Source organism: Myxococcus hansupus, assembly GCF_000280925.3.
GTDB classification, from domain to species: Bacteria; Myxococcota; Myxococcia; order Myxococcales; family Myxococcaceae; genus Myxococcus; species Myxococcus hansupus.
The window spans coordinates 4,291,717-4,308,100 of record NZ_CP012109.1 but is presented as its reverse complement, the minus strand read 5'-3'; the positions used below and the strand labels follow the sequence as shown (position 1 = coordinate 4,308,100).

14 protein-coding genes are annotated in these 16,384 nt (G+C 66.8%); 11 read left to right on the top strand and 3 right to left on the bottom strand.

Annotation, left to right across the window (positions count from 1 at the left end):
* Positions 1-6: 6 nt before the first annotated feature.
* A complete protein-coding gene (locus tag A176_RS16290) occupies positions 7-219 on the bottom strand; it encodes a hypothetical protein (protein ID WP_044890431.1) in 213 nt (70 codons plus the stop codon).
* A 562-nt stretch (positions 220-781) separates the two neighbouring features.
* Here A176_RS16290 and A176_RS16285 point away from each other — a divergent pair.
* The gene (locus A176_RS16285) at positions 782-2,407 is read left to right on the top strand and encodes a bifunctional 3-(3-hydroxy-phenyl)propionate/3-hydroxycinnamic acid hydroxylase (protein WP_002640610.1); all 1,626 of its coding nucleotides are present in this window, start codon (positions 782-784) and stop codon (positions 2,405-2,407) included.
* Positions 2,408-2,481: 74 nt separating this feature from the next.
* On the opposite strand, the gene A176_RS16280 is transcribed toward A176_RS16285, so the two are convergent.
* Both A176_RS16280 and A176_RS16275 read right to left on the bottom strand, forming a co-directional pair.
* Complete coding sequence (locus A176_RS16280) at positions 2,482-3,225, bottom strand: hypothetical protein (RefSeq protein ID WP_044890430.1); 744 nt, start codon at positions 3,223-3,225, stop codon at positions 2,482-2,484.
* A gap of 5 nt (positions 3,226-3,230) precedes the next feature.
* Positions 3,231-5,381 carry a hypothetical protein gene (locus tag A176_RS16275; RefSeq protein WP_002640612.1) on the bottom strand — a complete coding sequence of 717 codons (2,151 nt, stop codon included), beginning with the start codon at positions 5,379-5,381 and terminating at the stop codon, positions 3,231-3,233.
* A gap of 394 nt (positions 5,382-5,775) precedes the next feature.
* On the opposite strand from A176_RS16275, the gene A176_RS16270 reads away from it, so the two are divergent.
* From A176_RS16270 to rpsP, 10 genes are all read left to right on the top strand, one after another.
* Positions 5,776-6,339 carry an ATP-binding protein gene (locus A176_RS16270; protein ID WP_226994337.1) on the top strand — a complete coding sequence of 188 codons (564 nt, stop codon included), beginning with the start codon at positions 5,776-5,778 and terminating at the stop codon, positions 6,337-6,339.
* A gap of 281 nt (positions 6,340-6,620) precedes the next feature.
* A complete protein-coding gene (gene icd / locus A176_RS16265) occupies positions 6,621-7,919 on the top strand; it encodes an NADP-dependent isocitrate dehydrogenase (RefSeq protein ID WP_002640614.1) in 1,299 nt (432 codons plus the stop codon).
* A 33-nt stretch (positions 7,920-7,952) separates the two neighbouring features.
* Entirely contained in the window at positions 7,953-8,897 is a 945-nt protein-coding gene (mdh, locus tag A176_RS16260; RefSeq protein WP_002640615.1) for a malate dehydrogenase, read from the top strand.
* A 222-nt stretch (positions 8,898-9,119) separates the two neighbouring features.
* Entirely contained in the window at positions 9,120-10,997 is a 1,878-nt protein-coding gene (gene sdhA / locus A176_RS16255; protein WP_002640616.1) for a succinate dehydrogenase flavoprotein subunit, read from the top strand.
* Between the two features lie 44 nt (positions 10,998-11,041).
* Positions 11,042-11,851, top strand: coding sequence for a succinate dehydrogenase iron-sulfur subunit (gene sdhB / locus A176_RS16250; RefSeq protein WP_002640617.1), 810 nt, complete (start codon positions 11,042-11,044; stop codon positions 11,849-11,851).
* 274 nt (positions 11,852-12,125) lie between these two features.
* Complete coding sequence (sucC, locus tag A176_RS16245) at positions 12,126-13,286, top strand: ADP-forming succinate--CoA ligase subunit beta (RefSeq protein ID WP_002640619.1); 1,161 nt, start codon at positions 12,126-12,128, stop codon at positions 13,284-13,286.
* A 30-nt stretch (positions 13,287-13,316) separates the two neighbouring features.
* The gene (sucD, locus tag A176_RS16240; RefSeq protein WP_002640620.1) at positions 13,317-14,216 is read left to right on the top strand and encodes a succinate--CoA ligase subunit alpha; all 900 of its coding nucleotides are present in this window, start codon (positions 13,317-13,319) and stop codon (positions 14,214-14,216) included.
* A 33-nt stretch (positions 14,217-14,249) separates the two neighbouring features.
* Complete coding sequence (gene ndk / locus A176_RS16235; protein ID WP_002640621.1) at positions 14,250-14,687, top strand: nucleoside-diphosphate kinase; 438 nt, start codon at positions 14,250-14,252, stop codon at positions 14,685-14,687.
* Between the two features lie 198 nt (positions 14,688-14,885).
* Positions 14,886-16,025 carry a dual-specificity RNA methyltransferase RlmN gene (rlmN, locus tag A176_RS16230; protein ID WP_021781383.1) on the top strand — a complete coding sequence of 380 codons (1,140 nt, stop codon included), beginning with the start codon at positions 14,886-14,888 and terminating at the stop codon, positions 16,023-16,025.
* A gap of 90 nt (positions 16,026-16,115) precedes the next feature.
* The gene (gene rpsP, locus A176_RS16225) at positions 16,116-16,376 is read left to right on the top strand and encodes a 30S ribosomal protein S16 (RefSeq protein ID WP_002640623.1); all 261 of its coding nucleotides are present in this window, start codon (positions 16,116-16,118) and stop codon (positions 16,374-16,376) included.
* Positions 16,377-16,384 lie beyond the last annotated feature (8 nt).

The window sequence follows — 16,384 nt, the reverse complement described above, 5'->3', positions numbered from 1 at the left end:
CGCGCCTCAGCTCTCGGAGACGGGGTGTCCCCAGGGATTGGTGCGCGGGAATTGCCGGAGGACGGTGCTCAGCCGGCACGTGGCCGACACCGTGGTTCCGGAGCCCGGCCGACGGTGGGCCGAGGTCCTGGGGTGGTCAACGGCACCCAGCCGGGCCGCCTGCATCGACAGTTGCTGTTCCACCTCCGGGGACCATCGGGTGAACTCGAGCCATTCCATGTGCGTGCTCCTTCGCGCCGCAGTGTTCGTGCGCATCCGACCTCTTCGCGCCGGGAAAATCACGCCGCCGCGCGTTGGCGCGCAGCGTCAGTGCCGGTTTCCCGACAGGGGTCGCCGTCACAACCGTGGGACCTGGTCGCCATCTTTCAAAACCCGTGGCGGCCTGTTCGTTACCTGAGTGGTCGCCTGCCCTCCGAGGTGGGGCGTGCAATTCCTGCGGAGCCGGGGCGGAAGTGGTCATTCTTGCGTCGCTCCCACGCCGCCGCCCTGGGTAATTGCTGATACGGCTGCAACCTTTCAATCCCAAGGTGAAAACTCAAACATGCAAGGATTTCCCCTTCACGCGTTGAAGAGTTGAAGAGACAACGCAGGGGCGGGTTGTAAATGACGCCAGTCTTCGAGGGAGCGGGCCGCTTGGGACCCGTGAGTATTTCCTGCCGGCGTGCTGAATGAATCCAGGAATTTCCTGTGATTGATTCCTTGCGAGAGGATTGTCGAGTTGTTTTGATATTGCGACGGGTCAAACGCAGCTCAGAACGCGTGCTCACAGTGAGAGGGATAGATGGCTCCGGAATCCGTTGATGTCATCATCGTGGGGTGTGGTCCGGTGGGGGCGATGGCTGCGAACCTCCTGGGGCAGCAGGGGATTCGGACCTTGGTGGTGGAGCGGGAAGCCACGCCCCATGGTCAGCCGCGAGCCTTCAGTCTGGACGACGAGGCCCAGCGCATCTTCCAGTCGGCGGGCCTGGTGGGGCACCTCGACCCGGGGTTCTATCCATGCAAGCGGCTCCGGTACTTGAACGACTCGCTCCGCGCGCTGGCGGAGGTGGACTTCCTCGGGTTGGACCGGCCGTTTGGTTATGTCCCCGCGACATTCTTCCAGCAGCCGCGCATGGAGTCGGCGCTGCGTCTGGGAATGAAGCGGTATCCCCACGTGGACCTGTGGCTGGGCCACGAGGTGGAGTCCTTCGTCCAGGATGACGAGGGCATCACCGTTCGCGTGAAGAGCCTGTCGGACGAGCGCGCCGTCAATGTGCGCGCGCGCTACCTGCTGGCCTGCGACGGTTCGCACAGCTCCATCCGGCGGCGCTTGGACCTGCGGTTGGAGGGGACGACGGCGCTGGAGCACTCACTGGCCATCACCGTGAAGACGGCCTCCGCCGAGCCGGAGATGTCCAGCTACCTGTGTGGGCCGGTGCGCCGCGGCTTCGTGGCGCGGACCGCGCCGCATGAAGTGCGGTTCGACATCATCCTGGAGCCCGGCGTGGACCTGGCGGCGGCGCGCGAGCTCGACAACGTGCGCCGGCTCATCAGCTTCTACCTGGACCCGGCGACGGTGGAGATCGTCTCGGTGAAGATCTTCTCGTACCACAGCCGCATGGCGGAGAAGTGGCGGGTGGGCCGCGCGTTCCTCCTGGGAGACGCGGCGCACTTGATGCCGCCCTTCCTGGGCCAGGGCCTCTGCGCGGGCCTCCGCGACGCGGCGAACCTGGCGTGGAAGCTGGGGCTGGTGCTCGGGAGCGCGGCGGATGCGTCACTGCTGGACAGCTACGAGGAAGAGCGCCGGGGGCACGTGGCGGAGGTCATTCGCGGCTCGGACGCCATGGGCCGGGTGATGATGTCGGGAGGCCGCGTGGCGGCGCGCGCGCGCAACGCCCTCATCCAGCTCCTCTATCGACTGCCGGTGGCGGGGGACTTCATCCGCCAGTACAAGGCGAAGCCGACGTTCCCGCTGCGGCGCGGCTTGTTGCAGGGGGGCCAGCGCGCCAAGGGCGACGTGCCAGAAGGCTCGTACTTCCCGCAGCCGCGCGTGGAAGGTCCGGACGGCGAGACGTCGCTGCTGGACGACGTCCTGGGCGAGGGCTTCGTGGTGCTCACGCGGCCGGGCGCGCCGCCCGAGGCGCACAAGGAGGCGACAGCCCTCGTGGAGGCGCTGGGGGCGCGGTGGCTGCACGTGTCCCCCGCCCATCGAGCGGGGGAGGGCCGGCCGGGCGCGGTGGTGGACCTGGAGGGCCGTCTGAGCGCGTGGTTCGCCCAGTACTCGGCCGACCTGGTCGTGCTCCGTCCGGACCACTACGTGTTTGGTGTTTCCCGGGATGGGATGCGGGGACACCTCCTGGGCTCGCTCAAGGGCCGCGTCCGTCCTCACTCCCGGCAGAAGGGAGCGGAGGTCCGGCGGGCGGGCTGAGGCGGCGCGCGCGGAGGTGCTTCGGGGTGCGGGCGCCCGGGCCGGGGCGCCTTGCAACGTTGCTGCGGTGAGTCTCAGGCAGCCGCGGGCTGGGCCAGCTTGCCGGCGCGATCCACGCAATCACCCAGGAAGCGCAGGTAGATGTCGAGCGCGTCCGCGCCCGTCTTCCCGATGATGGGCGCCTTGTCCGGGACCTGCGACAGCAGCTTGCCGAGCATCACCTCGTTGAGCGCGGTGTGGCCCACGTCGATCTCGGTGTGCTCCTTCAGGAAGGACATGCCCTCCAGGATCTCCTCGCCACAGACGCGCTTGGCCTGCTCGAGCAGCGGGGGACCGATGATGGTGGACAGGCTCTCGATTTCGAACTCGATGGCCACCTGCGCCGCGGGCATTTCACCCACGATGGTGTTCTCGTGGATGTCCCGGTACTCCTTCATCGCCTGCGTCGGCGCCTCGGCGAAGAGCTCGTCCGCGTTCAGCTTGGGGCTGTGACGCTCGTTCCACCGGGCCACCAGGTGCTTGGTGTCCTCGACCATCATCAGGTGGTGGCCGGCCTCGTGCTTCGCGTGCGAGATGAGCTTCTGGCCCACGTCGCTCAGGCCCGCCTTGACGGTGGCCTCACCCGCGCGGCGAATCCAGCCGTCCACCGGCTCCGTCATGTAGACGCCCAGGGAGTTCCAGGTGATGAGGAACGCCTCGAAGAGCTTGGGGTCCGCCTTCTCGTCCAGCAGCGCCTTCAGCTTGGGGTCCGTCTTGATGCGCTCACGGACCTCGGTCACGTGATGGGTGTACAGCTCCTCCACGAGTTGCTTGCTCATGTTCGTTACCCCTGGCGAGTGTTGGGGGCGCTGCGGCGCCCGATGGAGACTTCACTGATGTGTTCGAGATAGTCAGGGATCAGCTTCGCGGAGATGATCCACAGGTACGGGTCCGGCCCCTTGTGGATGCCAGCTTCCTGTACGTACTGCCCGCCCTCGTCCTCACAGAGGAAGTGGAACGAACGGCGGCGGCGGGCGGCGTACCAACGGCGAGCCGCATCCACCAAGGCGACATAGGTCGAAGGACCCGCGTCGCTCAGGGGGAACAGCCGTGCCATGTCGAGCAGGCTGTAGAGGTTGATGCCCTGCTGGCCCATCTCCAGGACCGCGGCGGCCACGGCGACACCGTTGCGGCGCGCGACGAGAATCTCGCGCTCACGCTCCAGGCCAAAGCCGCTCCACTGGTTGTGGACGGCGCGCATGTCGATGCGGTCGCGCGAGAAGTCCAGCGCTTCCACGTAGCAGCCGGGGCGGCTGCGGGCGATGTGCGTGGTGAGCAGCGTCAGCTCGGCGGAGGTGGCCGGGCCAATGGAGATGCCCTCGTGCAGCCGGCCCGTCATCTCGGACGTGTACACGTCCATCATGTGGACCTGCCGCGAGTACGCGAGGTCCGGGTTGAGCGCCATGTACCGCTCGGCGTAGCGGACGTGCGCGCGCGAAATCCAGGGGTTGAGCCCCTCCGCGTAGGCGACGAACCAGCGGAAGTCCGCGTCGCTCTGCGGGTGCTCGAAGCAGCGCACGTACAGGTCGTGCATGATGCGGCCCGGCTCCAGGCCCTTCACCGCGGGCTTGCCCGGGCGCTTCGCCACCTGGTGGATGAGCCAGGTGTGCTGGTACGACTTCATCGAGGACAGCGTCGCCTCGGGGCCGCGCTCGGAGGGCCAGACGGCCTGGCAGAAGAGCTGGGGTATCTCCACGGCCCTCTTCGCCATGTGGGCAAAGTCCTGCTTGAGCTGATCGAACGCCTCGCTGCCCTTGCCAGCCAGGCTGAAGAAGCCGGAGAGCGTGAAGACATCCCACAGGCCCTCGAGCTGCTGGTCCGTGGTGCAGGTGTTGGGGTTGGCCGTCTCGGAGATGTAGCGGACCCAGCGCGCCTCGTCGGAGGAGTAGGGCGCGACGCTCAGGCCACACAGCACCGTGCCATCCGCGCGCACACTGGTGACGTAGCGGATTTCGCCGCGCAGGCTGATGGCCTGACCGTCGGACGTGTGGATCTCGAGCAGGGGCGGCAGCAGGCCCGGGAACAGCAGGTCCTCGGGGCGGCAGCGGATGCACAGGCCGGAGAAGGACAGGTCCACCACCGAGCGCTCCATCTCGCCCAGCTCCCGCCACAGCGGGTGGTGGAAGGTGACGCGCACGCCCTCGGGGGCGGTGATGCGGCGGTGCCAGCGGTGGCGGATGCGGAAGAGCACGTCCGGCATGCGCGTGATGAGCCGGTGGCCGTCCGTGGTGCCCGCCTCCAGCTTCATGCGGTGCGCGCTGTTGTGCCCGATGACGTCGATGTCGTAGGGCGCCTCGCCCCAGTCCACGTCCGGGTCCTCGGCGTGCCACTCCAACTGGCGCGCATCCGGCGACAGCTTCTGGAGGACCACGCGGACGGTGCGGCCCATGCGGCGCAGCACGCCCTTGTTGCCGCCCGTGCTGATGGCCATGAGGATGGCGCGGATGCGCTCGGCCTCATCGATGGTGTCCTGCACCGGCAGGGCCGACGCCGCCGGCTCCGCCACGCCGCGCTTCAGCGCGTCCGCCAGGAGCGACAGGATCTGCCGGCCCTGGTCCAGGGAGACGCTCACCAACTGCAGCCCCACGGGCGCGCCGGCCGTCTCCATGTCCGTGCGGATGAAGGCGCCGTGGATGGGCCCCAGCGTCACGCCACAGCCCGACAGATAGACGGGCAGGGTGCGGTGCTCGGAGTGCTCCACCTTGCCCTGCGGCATCACCCACACCACGGTGGGGCTCAGGCGCGTCACCACGCCAATGACGCCTTCCGGCGTGCCCACGGCGCAGGTGATGGCGTCCGCGCCCGTCCCGTGCAGGGAGTAGCCGGAGTCATCCAGCGCGGCCTCCGCGGGCGGGAGCGGAATCACATTGAACAGCGCGTCCGGACTGCGGAACTCCACCGACCGGCGGTCGGTGAACGGGTTTCCCCCTTCCATGACAAGGCGCCCCCTTCTCCGGTGCTGAGGAACGCTTGATGCAGTCGTCGAGATGGCAAGCACAGTAGTTCCTCCCTGCTCCAGCGGGCCTGCGTTAGGCGGCGAATCGCTATAGGTCCGCATCATACGGATTCCGGAGGAACAGTCAAATCGGATTTATGCAGTCGGGCTGTTTTCTGGCTGGCGGAATTGGTGTCCGTGGGTCGTAGATGACAGCAGCCCACTTCCAACTCTCACGAACTGGTGCGGCGACGGCACAACCGCACGGCCAGAATGTCGCTCGGCTGTAATGTCATAAGTCCGCCAGCGTGTGCGGACTTTCTCGTAGTGAAATGGAGATCGTCAGAGGGGAGCGTTACAGTTCCACCTGTCCAGCCAGCGGAGGGTGTGAGGGATGAGCGCTATGGTGAACGCTTTAGGAGGAGTGGAGGCCGCCGCGCCGCATCGCGCGCCGTTCCATGCGCGGTCGGCGGGCCTGTCATTGGTGGATGGACCAGACGTACTGCGAGTGGATGTCGCGGATGTCATTCAAGGGGCGGTGGAGCTCCTCCTGGCCACGCGCCGCTTGCACGGAATCCAGTTCTCTCTGGAGCTGCCAGAGGACCCGGTGCCGGCCAACGTGAGCCACCGGCGACTGCAGCAGGTGCTGTTGTTGTTGCTGGCGCACGCGGCGGATGCGGCAGGCGGGCAGGGCGTCCGTGTCGTAGTGGATTCCCCGGACGACTTTGGTGACCTGCCCCCGCGGTTCCAGTTCCACGTGGCGGGCGCGCAGTTGTCCCCGCGGGAGCTCCAGGCCGTCTTCTTGTCGCCCATGTTGGTGGGCCCGCTGCACCGCAAGCTGGCGCGCGCGCGTGAGCTGACGGAATCCATGGGCGGCACCCTGGCGGTGGCCAGTGACGCGCGCGAGGGCCTCACCGTGACGGTGGAACTGCCCGCGCCTGGAATGACGAGCTGGTAGCCATTCCGGCGTGCCCGCCATGGCGGGCCGCTGATCCACGGAAGCAGTGAAGAGGAGGGCGGCCCCACCGGTGGCCGGCCCTCCTTTTTCTTTGGGCGTGGGGGAATGCCGTCACGTGTGCCGTGCGTGTTCAGAGGGGGCGTTGTTATTCCGCGCCCGGCCGCTGGCTCCGATAAGCCGTTCCTTCGGAGCGCGTGGCCAAACTCCTTGACGTCGCCGGGCGGGTTCTCGACTATCCCGCGCCGATTCTTACACGGTCACACCTTCTCAGGAGCACATCCATGGCGCCCCCGTCATCCGGAGAAAAGATCACCCTGCAGAGCGGCAAGCTGTCCGTTCCGGACAGCCCGATCATCCCCTTCATCGAGGGCGATGGCACCGGCCGTGACATCTGGCGCGCCTCCCAGGCGGTGTTCGATGCCGCGGTGGAGAAGGCCTACAAGGGCAAGAAGAAGATCGCCTGGTACGAAGTGCTGGCCGGCGAGAAGTCCTTCAAGGCCGTCAATAGCTGGCTTCCCGACGAGACGGTGGAGGCCTTCCGCACGTACCTGGTGGGCATCAAGGGCCCCCTGACGACGCCGGTGGGCGGCGGCATCCGTTCCCTGAACGTGGCGCTGCGCCAGATGCTGGACCTGTACGTCTGCCTGCGCCCCGTGCGCTACTTCAAGGGCGTGCCCAGCCCGGTGAAGACGCCGGACAAGGTCGACATGACCATCTTCCGTGAGAACACGGAAGACATCTACGCGGGCATCGAGTTCGAGGCCGGCTCGGCCGCCGCGGAGAAGTTCCTGGGCATCCTGAAGCAGGAGTTCCCGAAGGAGTTCGGGAAGATCCGCTTCCCCTCCGACGTGGGCCTGGGCGTCAAGCCGGTGTCCCACGAGGGCAGCGACCGGCTGATCCGCGCGGCCATCCAGTACGCCGTGGACCACAAGCGCAAGAGCGTCACGCTGGTCCACAAGGGCAACATCATGAAGTTCACCGAGGGCGCCTTCCGCAAGTGGGGCTACGAGCTGGCCGCCCGGGAGTTCGGTGACAAGGTCTACACCTGGGACCAGTGGGAGGCCACCAAGGCCGCCAAGGGCGAGGAGGCCGCCAACGCGGAGCAGAAGGCCGCGCTGGCCTCCGGGAAGATCCTGGTCAAGGACTCCATCGCGGACATCACCCTGCAGCAGGTCCTCACCCGTCCGGACGAGTTCGACGTCATCGCCACGCTGAACCTCAACGGCGACTACCTGTCGGACGCGCTGGCGGCGCAGGTGGGCGGCATCGGCATCGCGCCGGGCGGCAACATCAACTACGTCACCGGTCATGCCGTGTTCGAGGCCACGCACGGCACCGCGCCCAAGTACGCGGATCAGGACAAGGTGAATCCGGGTTCGGTCATCCTCTCTGGCGAGATGATGTTCCGGCACCTGGGCTGGCACGAGGCGGCGGACCTGATGATCCAGGGAATGGACCGCGCGATCGCCAGCAAGACGGTGACCTACGACTTCGCCCGCCTGATGAAGCAGGAGGGGCAGAGTGGGGTGACCGAGGTGAAGTGCTCCGAGTTCGGGCAGGCCATCATCAAGAACATGTAGTCCCCCGACGGGGACCCAAGAAGGGACGAATCCATGGCTCAGAATGGCAAGAAGAAGATCAGCCTCATCGGCGGCGGACAGATCGGCGGCAACCTGGCGCTGCTGGCCGTGCAGAAGTCGCTCGGTGACGTGGTGCTCTTCGACATCCCGGCGGCCGAAGGTCTGGTCAAGGGCAAGGCGCTGGACATCAACCAGCTTTCCGCGGTCGACGGTTATGACTGTCGCGTGACGGGCTCCACGGACTGGAAGGACGTGGCCGGCTCGGACGTGATCATCATCACCGCCGGCGTGCCGCGGAAGCCGGGCATGTCGCGTGAGGATCTGCTCGAGATCAACCTGAAGATCATGACGGACGTGGCGAACAACATCAAGCAGCACGCCCCGAACGCCTTCGTGATCAACGTGGCCAACCCGCTGGACGCGATGGTGTTCGCGCTCCACAAGATCGCGGGCCTGCCCAAGCACATGGTGGTCGGCATGGCGGGCGTGCTGGACACCAGCCGCTTCAAGTGCTTCGTCGCCGAGGCGCTCGGCTCCTCCATCCGCGACGTGGAGGCCCTGGTGCTGGGCGGCCACGGCGACGACATGGTTCCCCTCGTGCGTCACAGCACGGTGGGCGGCGTGCCCCTCACGGAGCTGATCGCCAAGGACAAGCTGGACGCCATCATCCAGCGCACCCGGAACGGCGGCGCGGAGCTGGTCGGCCTGTACAAGACGGGCAGCGCCTACTTCGGCCCCGCGGCCTCCTCCATCGCCATGGCGGAGAGCTTCCTGCAGGACCGCAAGCGCGTCCTGCCGGCCGCCGCCCTGCTGGAGGGCCAGTACGGCATCAAGGACTACTTCTTCGGCGTCCCCGTGCAGATCGGCGCGGGCGGCGTGGAGAAGATCATCACCGTCGAGCTGAACGACGGTGAGAAGGCCGAGCTGGAGAAGTCCTTCCAGTCGGTCAAGAAGACGGTTGACTCCGTCAAGCTGTAGTTGCCAGGCAGTCACGTGCGGCCCGCTGGGGAGACCCGGCGGGCCCTGTGCCTGATGCTGTGGATGACGCGGGCTTATTGCCCCGGCCGCCATCGTTGCAGCGCGTTTTCACCAAGTTAACTACCCTGTAGAACTCGCACGGGACGTCCGGGCCCTGGCGCGCCAATTGGCGGGCCGGCTCACGGGAGCGGTATCCAGCGTCCGGCAGTCAAGGAGACGAAGATGGCAGCAGCAGCGCGGTTCACGGTGGTGGGCGGCGGTCTCGCCGGGCTGATGACGACGATCAAGCTCGCGGAGGCGGGTCACCAGGTGGATGTGCTCTCGCTCGTCCCGGTGAAGCGTTCCCACTCCGTCTGTGCCCAGGGCGGCATCAACGGCGCGGTGAACACCAAGGGCGAGGGTGACCACCCGGACATCCACGTGATGGACACCTTGCGCGGCGGCGACTTCCTCGCGGAGCAGGTGTCCGTGAAGGGCATGTGTCATGCCGCGCCCGGCGTCATCTACCTGCTGGACCGCATGGGCGTGACCTTCAACCGCACGCCGGAAGGCCTCTTGGACTTCCGCCGCTTCGGCGGCACGCTGCACCACCGCACGGCGTTCGCTGGCGCGACCACCGGCCAGCAGCTCCTCTACGCGCTGGACGAGCAGGTCCGCCGCTACGAGGCCGAGGGCAAGGTCACCAAGTACGAGTACTGGGAGTGGCTCGGCACGGTGAAGGACGACAGCGGGCGCTGCATCGGCAGCGTGGCCGTCGACCTGCGCACCATGGAGATCCGCACCTTCCCGGCCGAGGCCGTGTGCCTCGCCACGGGTGGCCCGGGCATCGTCTTCGGCCGCTCCACCAACTCCATCATCAACACCGGTACGGCCGCGGGCCGCGCCTACATGGAGGGCGCGCACTACGCCAACGGTGAGTTCATCCAGGTGCACCCCACGTCCATCCCGGGCGAGGACAAGCTGCGCCTGATGAGCGAGTCGGTCCGCGGCGAGGGTGGCCGCGTCTGGGTGCCGCGCAAGAAGGGTGACACGCGCGCGCCGCAGCAGATCCCGGAAGCCGAGCGCTGGTACTTCCTGGAAGAGAAGTACCCCAAGTACAAGAACCTGGTGCCGCGCGACGTGGCCACCCGCGAGATCTTCATGGTCTGCCGCGAGCTGGGCATGGGCATCAACGGCCGGGACGGCGTGTACCTGGACGTGACGCACATCCCCGCGCCGGTGCTGGACGCCAAGAGCAAGGGCGTCATGGAGATCTACGAGAAGTTCGTCGGTGACGACCCGCGCAAGGTGCCCATGGTCATCTTCCCGGGCATGCACTACTCCATGGGCGGCCTGTACGTGAACTTCGAGGCCGACCCGAAGACGCTGACGCCGGCCGAGGGCAGCTCCAAGAACCAGTCCACCACGATTCCCGGCCTGTACGCCGCGGGCGAGGCGGATTACGCCTTCCACGGCGCGAACCGCCTGGGCGCCAACTCGCTGCTGTCCTGCATCTACTCGGGCATGATCGGCGGCCCGGCCATGGCGTCCTTCTCCAAGGAGCAGAAGACGCGCGCCGCGGAGATGCCGGAGAAGCACTTCCAGTCCGCGAAGCAGTACTGGCAGGACCGGTTCGCCACCATGATCAAGATGAGTGGCTCGGAGAACCCGTACGGTCTGGCCAAGGAGCTGGGCGACACCATGACGGAGAACTGCACCGTCGTGCGCTACAACGACCGGCTGAAGAAGACGGTCGAGAAGATCCGCGAGCTCAAGGACCGGTGGAAGAACGTCAACGTGCTGGACACGGGCAACGTGGCCAACCGCGCGCTGTCGTACACCAACCAGCTCTGGAACATGTTCGAGCTGGGCGAGGTCATCGCCACCAGCGCGCTGCTCCGCGACGAGAGCCGCGGCGCCCACTACAAGCCGGACTTCACGCTGCCCGAGCCGAAGACGAAGGACCCCCGGCAGGATCCGGAGTGGATGCAGTTGTGGCGCGCGCGCCACGAGAAGTGGGCCAAGACGACCGTCGCGACGTACGCCGAGGCCGGCCCGCAGATCCACTACCAGGACATCCCCACGCCCGTGCTGGACCCCGAGCCGCGCTGGTACGCCTGAGACGGGAACCACTCAACTGATTTGGAAGTGAAGGGTCGAGCCACATGGACACTGCACAGGCATCCGCTGTCACCAACAAGACCATCACCTTCCGCATCTGGCGGCAGGATGATCCCGCGAAGCCAGGTCACTTCGATGAGTTCAAGGTTCCCTATGTGAAGGGCGCCAACGTCATCTCGTGCCTGATGGAGATCCAGCGCAACCCCGTCACGGTGGAGGGCAAGAAGGTGGCCCCGGTGATCTGGGACGCCGCTTGTCTCGAGGAGATCTGCGGTAGCTGCGCCATGAACATCAATGGCCGCGTGCGCATGGCGTGCTCGGCGCTGATCGACAAGCTGGAGCAGCCGATCACGCTGGAGCCCATGAGCAAGTTCCCCGTGGTGCGTGACCTCACGGTGAACCGCGACCGCATGTTCGACGCGCTCAAGCGCATCAAGGGCTGGGTGCCCATCGACGGGACGCACAACCTGGGCCCCGGCCCGCGTCAGGCGCCCGTGGACCAGTCGGTGATGTACGTGCTCTCCACGTGCATCACCTGCGGAAGCTGCCTGGAGGCGTGCCCCCAGGTGACGCAGGACAACGACTTCGTGGGCGCCGCGGCCATCAGCCAGGCCCGCCTGTTCAACATGAACCCCACGGGCAAGATGAACTCCGAGGAGCGCACGCGCTCGCTCATGGGGCCCGGCGGCGTGCAGGACTGCGGCAAGGCGCAGAACTGCGTGAAGGTCTGCCCGAAGGAGATTCCGCTCGTCACGTCCATCGCGGTGATGAACCGCGAGGTGACCAAGCTCACCATCAAGGACATCTTCTTCCAGGACGAGGCCCCCAAGGCCCACGGCAGCGGTCCGGGGTAGGGCGGTACACGACTTCCTCGTTTCACGCGGCCCCGTGCCGGCGTCCTTTCGAGGCGCCGGGCGGGGCCGTGCCCGTTCTTGCGTCAGACGGGCCGGCCCAAGGTGAAGGCGGCCTCATCTTGGCGGACATTCCTGATTATCTGCCATGCACCCTGTCGGACGGTGCAGGTGTACCGGGGTCAAACGGTCTTGCACTCCGTCGCTTTCTGCGCAATGAGGGCCCGGCGCTGACGCCTCTCTCAGGCTGTCTCCCCTCGTCTCCACCGGAGCCTCGATGAAGATCCACGAGTACCAGGGCAAGGAAATCTTCCGGAAGTACGGCGTGCCCACGCCGAAGGGCATCCTTGCTCTTTCCGCCAACGAAGCGGAGGCCGCGGCGAAGGAGCTCGGCACTCCCGTGGTCGTCGTGAAGTCCCAGATTCACGCGGGTGGCCGCGGCAAGGGCGGCGGCGTGAAGCTCGCCAAGAGCCCCGCCGAGGCCAAGGAAATCGCCTCGCAGATGCTGGGCATGAAGCTGAAGACCATCCAGACCGGGCCGGAAGGCCAGACGGTCCACAAGGTCTACATCGAAGAAGGTCTCGCCATTGGCCAGGAGCTGTACCTGGGCGTGACGCTGGACCGCGCCTCCAGCCGCATCACCTTCATGGCCTCCCGCGAGGGTGGCGTGGAGATTGAGGAAGTGGCGGAGAAGCACCCGGAGAAGATCCTCCGCGAGTCGGTGGACCCGGCCGTGGGCTTCCAGGACTTCCAGGGCCGCAAGCTGGCCTTCGGGCTGGGCCTGTCGGGCCCCACGGTGAACAAGTTCGCCCAGTTCTGCTCGGCGCTGTACCGGATGTTCATCGACACGGACGCCTCGCTCGTGGAGATCAACCCGCTGGTCATCCTGAAGGATGGCGGCGTGGTGGCGCTCGACGCGAAGGTGACCTTCGACGAGAACGCGCTCTACCGGCACAAGGACCTGCTGGAGTACCGCGACCTGGCCGAAGAGGAGCCCCGTGAGATCCAGGCCAAGGAGTGGGACCTGGCCTACATCGCGCTGGACGGCAACATCGGCTGCATGGTGAACGGCGCGGGCCTGGCCATGGCCACCATGGACACCATCAAGCTGGTGGGCGGCAGCCCGGCCAACTTCCTGGACGTGGGCGGCGGCGCCAACAAGGAGAAGGTCACCGCGGCCTTCAAGCTCATCCTGGCGGACCCGGCCGTGAAGGCGGTGCTGGTCAACATCTTCGGCGGCATCATGAAGTGTGACGTCATCGCCGAGGGCATCATCGCCGCGGCGAAGGAGGTCCAGCTCAAGGTTCCGCTCGTGGTGCGGCTGGAAGGCACCAACGTGGAGAAGGGCAAGGAGCTGCTGAGCAACTCCGGCCTCGCCATCACCCCGGCGGACAACCTGCGTCAGGCGGCGGAGAAGGCCGTCGCCGCGGTGAAGTAATCCCGCGCACTCTTTTCCGGAAAGAACGCCATGGCCATTCTCGTCAACGAAAACACGAAGGTCCTCTGCCAGGGCATCACGGGCTCGGCGGGTTCGTTCCACGCGAAGCAGATGCTCGAGTACGGCACGAAGCTCGTCGCCGGTGTGACTCCGGGCAAGGGCGGCACCACGTTCGAGGGCAAGGTCCCCGTGTTCAACACGGTGGCCGAGGCGGTGAAGGCGACGGGCGCGAACACGTCCGTGGTCTTCGTGCCGCCCCCCTTCGCCGCTGACTCCATCATGGAGGCCGCGGACGCGGGCGTGTCCCTCATCATCACCATCACCGAGGGCATCCCCGTCAACGACATGGTGCGCGCCAAGCGCTACCTGCAGGGCAAGCCGGGCGTCCGGCTGGTGGGCCCCAACTGTCCGGGCGTCATCACCCCGGGCGCGCTGTGCAAGATCGGCATCATGCCGGGCCACATCCACAAGCCGGGCCGCATCGGCGTGGTGTCCCGCTCCGGCACGCTGACCTACGAGGCCGTGCACCAGCTCACCCAGTTGGGCCTGGGCCAGTCCACCGCCGTGGGCATCGGTGGTGACCCGGTCAACGGCACGGACTTCGTGGACGTGCTCAAGCTCTTCAACGCGGACCCGGACACCGACGCCGTCATCATGATTGGCGAAATCGGCGGTGACGCCGAGGAGCAGGGCGCCGCCTACGTGGCCGCCGAGTTCACCAAGCCCATCGCCGGGTTCATCGCGGGCCAGTCCGCGCCCCCGGGCAAGCGCATGGGCCACGCCGGCGCCATCATCTCCGGTGGCAAGGGCACGGCGACCGAGAAGATCAAGGCCATGGAGGCCGCGGGCATCCTGATGGCCGCCAGCCCCGCCGAGCTGGGCACCACCCTTCAGGAGGCCCTCAAGCGGGGCGCTCCGAAGAAGCGCTAAACCCCAACGCAAACACGAGAAGGAGCCAGTCACATGGCCATCGAGCGTACGCTGTCCATCATCAAGCCGGACGGCCTGGAGAAGGGCGTCATCGGGAAGATCATCAGCCGCTTCGAGGAGAAGGGGCTGAAGCCGGTCGCCATCCGCCTGCAGCAGCTCTCCCAGGAGCAGGCCGAGGGCTTCTACGCGGTCCACAAGGCCCGGCCCTTCTTCAAGGACCTGGTGCAGTTCATGATCTCCGGCCCGGTCGTCCTGATGGTGCTGGAAGGCGAGAACGCGGTCCTGGGCAACCGGGACATCATGGGCGCCACCAACCCGGCGCAGGCCGCCGAAGGCACCATCCGCAAGGACTTCGCGACCAGCATCGACAAGAACACGGTGCACGGCTCCGACAGCCTGGAGAACGCGAAGATCGAGATCGCGTACTTCTTCCGGGAGACGGAGATCCACGCCTACCCGTACCAGAAGTAGCCGGCCGGCCCCCTCGAAGGGGCCGCCGTTCCAGGCCCGGTGTCCGCGCATCAGAAGGCGCGGGCCCGGGCCGCTGTTCTTCCAGGAGACGGGCCCGGAAATGTCCACGAGGCGGGCAGGGGAGCAGGGGCTCCTTTGACTTGCCGTGCCCATGTGTGGGAAGGGACGCCCCTGGGCCCTCCGTTAAGCGCAACGACGATGTCAGAGACTCTCTCCGCCACCTCCCTGCCAGTTACCGAGCCGCTGCCGGCTCCCGCGCCTCCCAAGCTGGTGGACGTGGCCAGCCTGTCCCTGGAGGCGCTGTCGCGCTTCGTCACCGAGGAGCTGGGGGAGCGCGCCTTCCGTGCCCCGCAGCTCTACCGCTGGCTGCACCAGCGCGGTGCCACCTCGTTCGACGAGATGACGGACCTCTCCAAGGCCCTGCGGGAGAAGCTGCGGGCCCGGGCGGAGATCATCCCCCTGGTGAAGGACCTCGAGCAGCGCAGCATCGACGGCACCATCAAGTACCGGTGGAAGACGCGGGACGGGCGCTTCATCGAGTCCGTCTACATGCCCGCCGAGGACCGCCGGACGCTGTGCGTGTCCACCCAGGTGGGTTGCGCCATGGCCTGCAGCTTCTGCATGACGGGCACCATGGGGCTCAAGCGCAACCTCACCGCCAGCGAGATCGTCGCCCAGGTCCACGCGGTGAACCGCGAGGTCCGCAAGAACGAAGGCCACGAGACGCTCCGCCCGCTCTCCAACCTGGTCTTCATGGGGATGGGCGAGCCGCTCCACAACTTCGAGAACCTCAAGACGGCGCTCGCCATCCTCCAGTCCCAGGATGGCCCCAACTTCAGCCACCGGCACATCACGGTCTCCACCGTGGGCCTGGTGCCGATGATCGAGCGCTTCGGCAAGGAGACGGACGTCAAGCTGGCCATCTCCCTCAACGCCAGCACCGACGAGCAGCGCAGCAAGACGATGCCCGTCAACCGCAAGTGGAACATCGCGGCCCTGCTGGACGCCTGCCGCACGTTCCCGCTGCGTCAGGGCCGCCGCATCACCTTCGAGTACGTCCTCATCAAGGGCTTCAACGACGCGGACGAGGACGCGCACCGGCTCATCGAACTGCTCAAGGGCATCCCGGTGAAGGTGAACCTGATCCCCTACAACGAGAATCCCGGCTTGGGGTTCCACACCACTGGCGAGGAGCGCGCGGAGGAGTTTCGCGCCATCCTCGCGGACGGCCATGTCGCCGCATACATCCGCAGGAATCGGGGCCGGGACATCGCCGGCGCCTGCGGGCAGCTCGCCAATCGCGGCGAGACGCAAGCCGGGGCCGAGACTCAGACATAAGGTCCCGAGCTTCCTTGACAATCCAGCGGGAGCGGCGTTAAGAGCGCCACCCCTTTCCTAAGACGTTTCCTGTTCGTTGGAGAGCATTCAATGGCCGTTGTCCTCCGTCTTGCCCGCGCGGGCGCCAAGAAGAAGCCGTACTACCACGTGGTCGCCACCGATTCCCGCAATCCCCGGGACGGCAAGTTCATCGAGGCCGTGGGTGCGTACGACCCGAACCTGGAGCCGCCCAAGGTGGAGTTCAACGAGGAGCGCCTCAACTACTGGCTGAAGACTGGCGCGACGCCGTCCGAGACGGTCGCGGACCTCATCAAGGTCGCCGGTAAGGCCAAGCCCGCTCCCGCGGTCTGAGCCACGCC

Coding starts and splice junctions, on each gene's coding strand:
- A176_RS16290 (WP_044890431.1), bottom strand. CDS start 219: ATGGAATGGCTCGAGTTCACCCGATGGTCCCCGGAGGTGGAACAGCAA.
- A176_RS16285 (WP_002640610.1), top strand. CDS start 782: ATGGCTCCGGAATCCGTTGATGTCATCATCGTGGGGTGTGGTCCGGTG.
- A176_RS16280 (WP_044890430.1), bottom strand. CDS start 3,225: ATGAGCAAGCAACTCGTGGAGGAGCTGTACACCCATCACGTGACCGAG.
- A176_RS16275 (WP_002640612.1), bottom strand. CDS start 5,381: ATGGAAGGGGGAAACCCGTTCACCGACCGCCGGTCGGTGGAGTTCCGC.
- A176_RS16270 (WP_226994337.1), top strand. CDS start 5,776: ATGAGCGCTATGGTGAACGCTTTAGGAGGAGTGGAGGCCGCCGCGCCG.
- icd (WP_002640614.1), top strand. CDS start 6,621: ATGGCGCCCCCGTCATCCGGAGAAAAGATCACCCTGCAGAGCGGCAAG.
- mdh (WP_002640615.1), top strand. CDS start 7,953: ATGGCTCAGAATGGCAAGAAGAAGATCAGCCTCATCGGCGGCGGACAG.
- sdhA (WP_002640616.1), top strand. CDS start 9,120: ATGGCAGCAGCAGCGCGGTTCACGGTGGTGGGCGGCGGTCTCGCCGGG.
- sdhB (WP_002640617.1), top strand. CDS start 11,042: ATGGACACTGCACAGGCATCCGCTGTCACCAACAAGACCATCACCTTC.
- sucC (WP_002640619.1), top strand. CDS start 12,126: ATGAAGATCCACGAGTACCAGGGCAAGGAAATCTTCCGGAAGTACGGC.
- sucD (WP_002640620.1), top strand. CDS start 13,317: ATGGCCATTCTCGTCAACGAAAACACGAAGGTCCTCTGCCAGGGCATC.
- ndk (WP_002640621.1), top strand. CDS start 14,250: ATGGCCATCGAGCGTACGCTGTCCATCATCAAGCCGGACGGCCTGGAG.
- rlmN (WP_021781383.1), top strand. CDS start 14,886: ATGTCAGAGACTCTCTCCGCCACCTCCCTGCCAGTTACCGAGCCGCTG.
- rpsP (WP_002640623.1), top strand. CDS start 16,116: ATGGCCGTTGTCCTCCGTCTTGCCCGCGCGGGCGCCAAGAAGAAGCCG.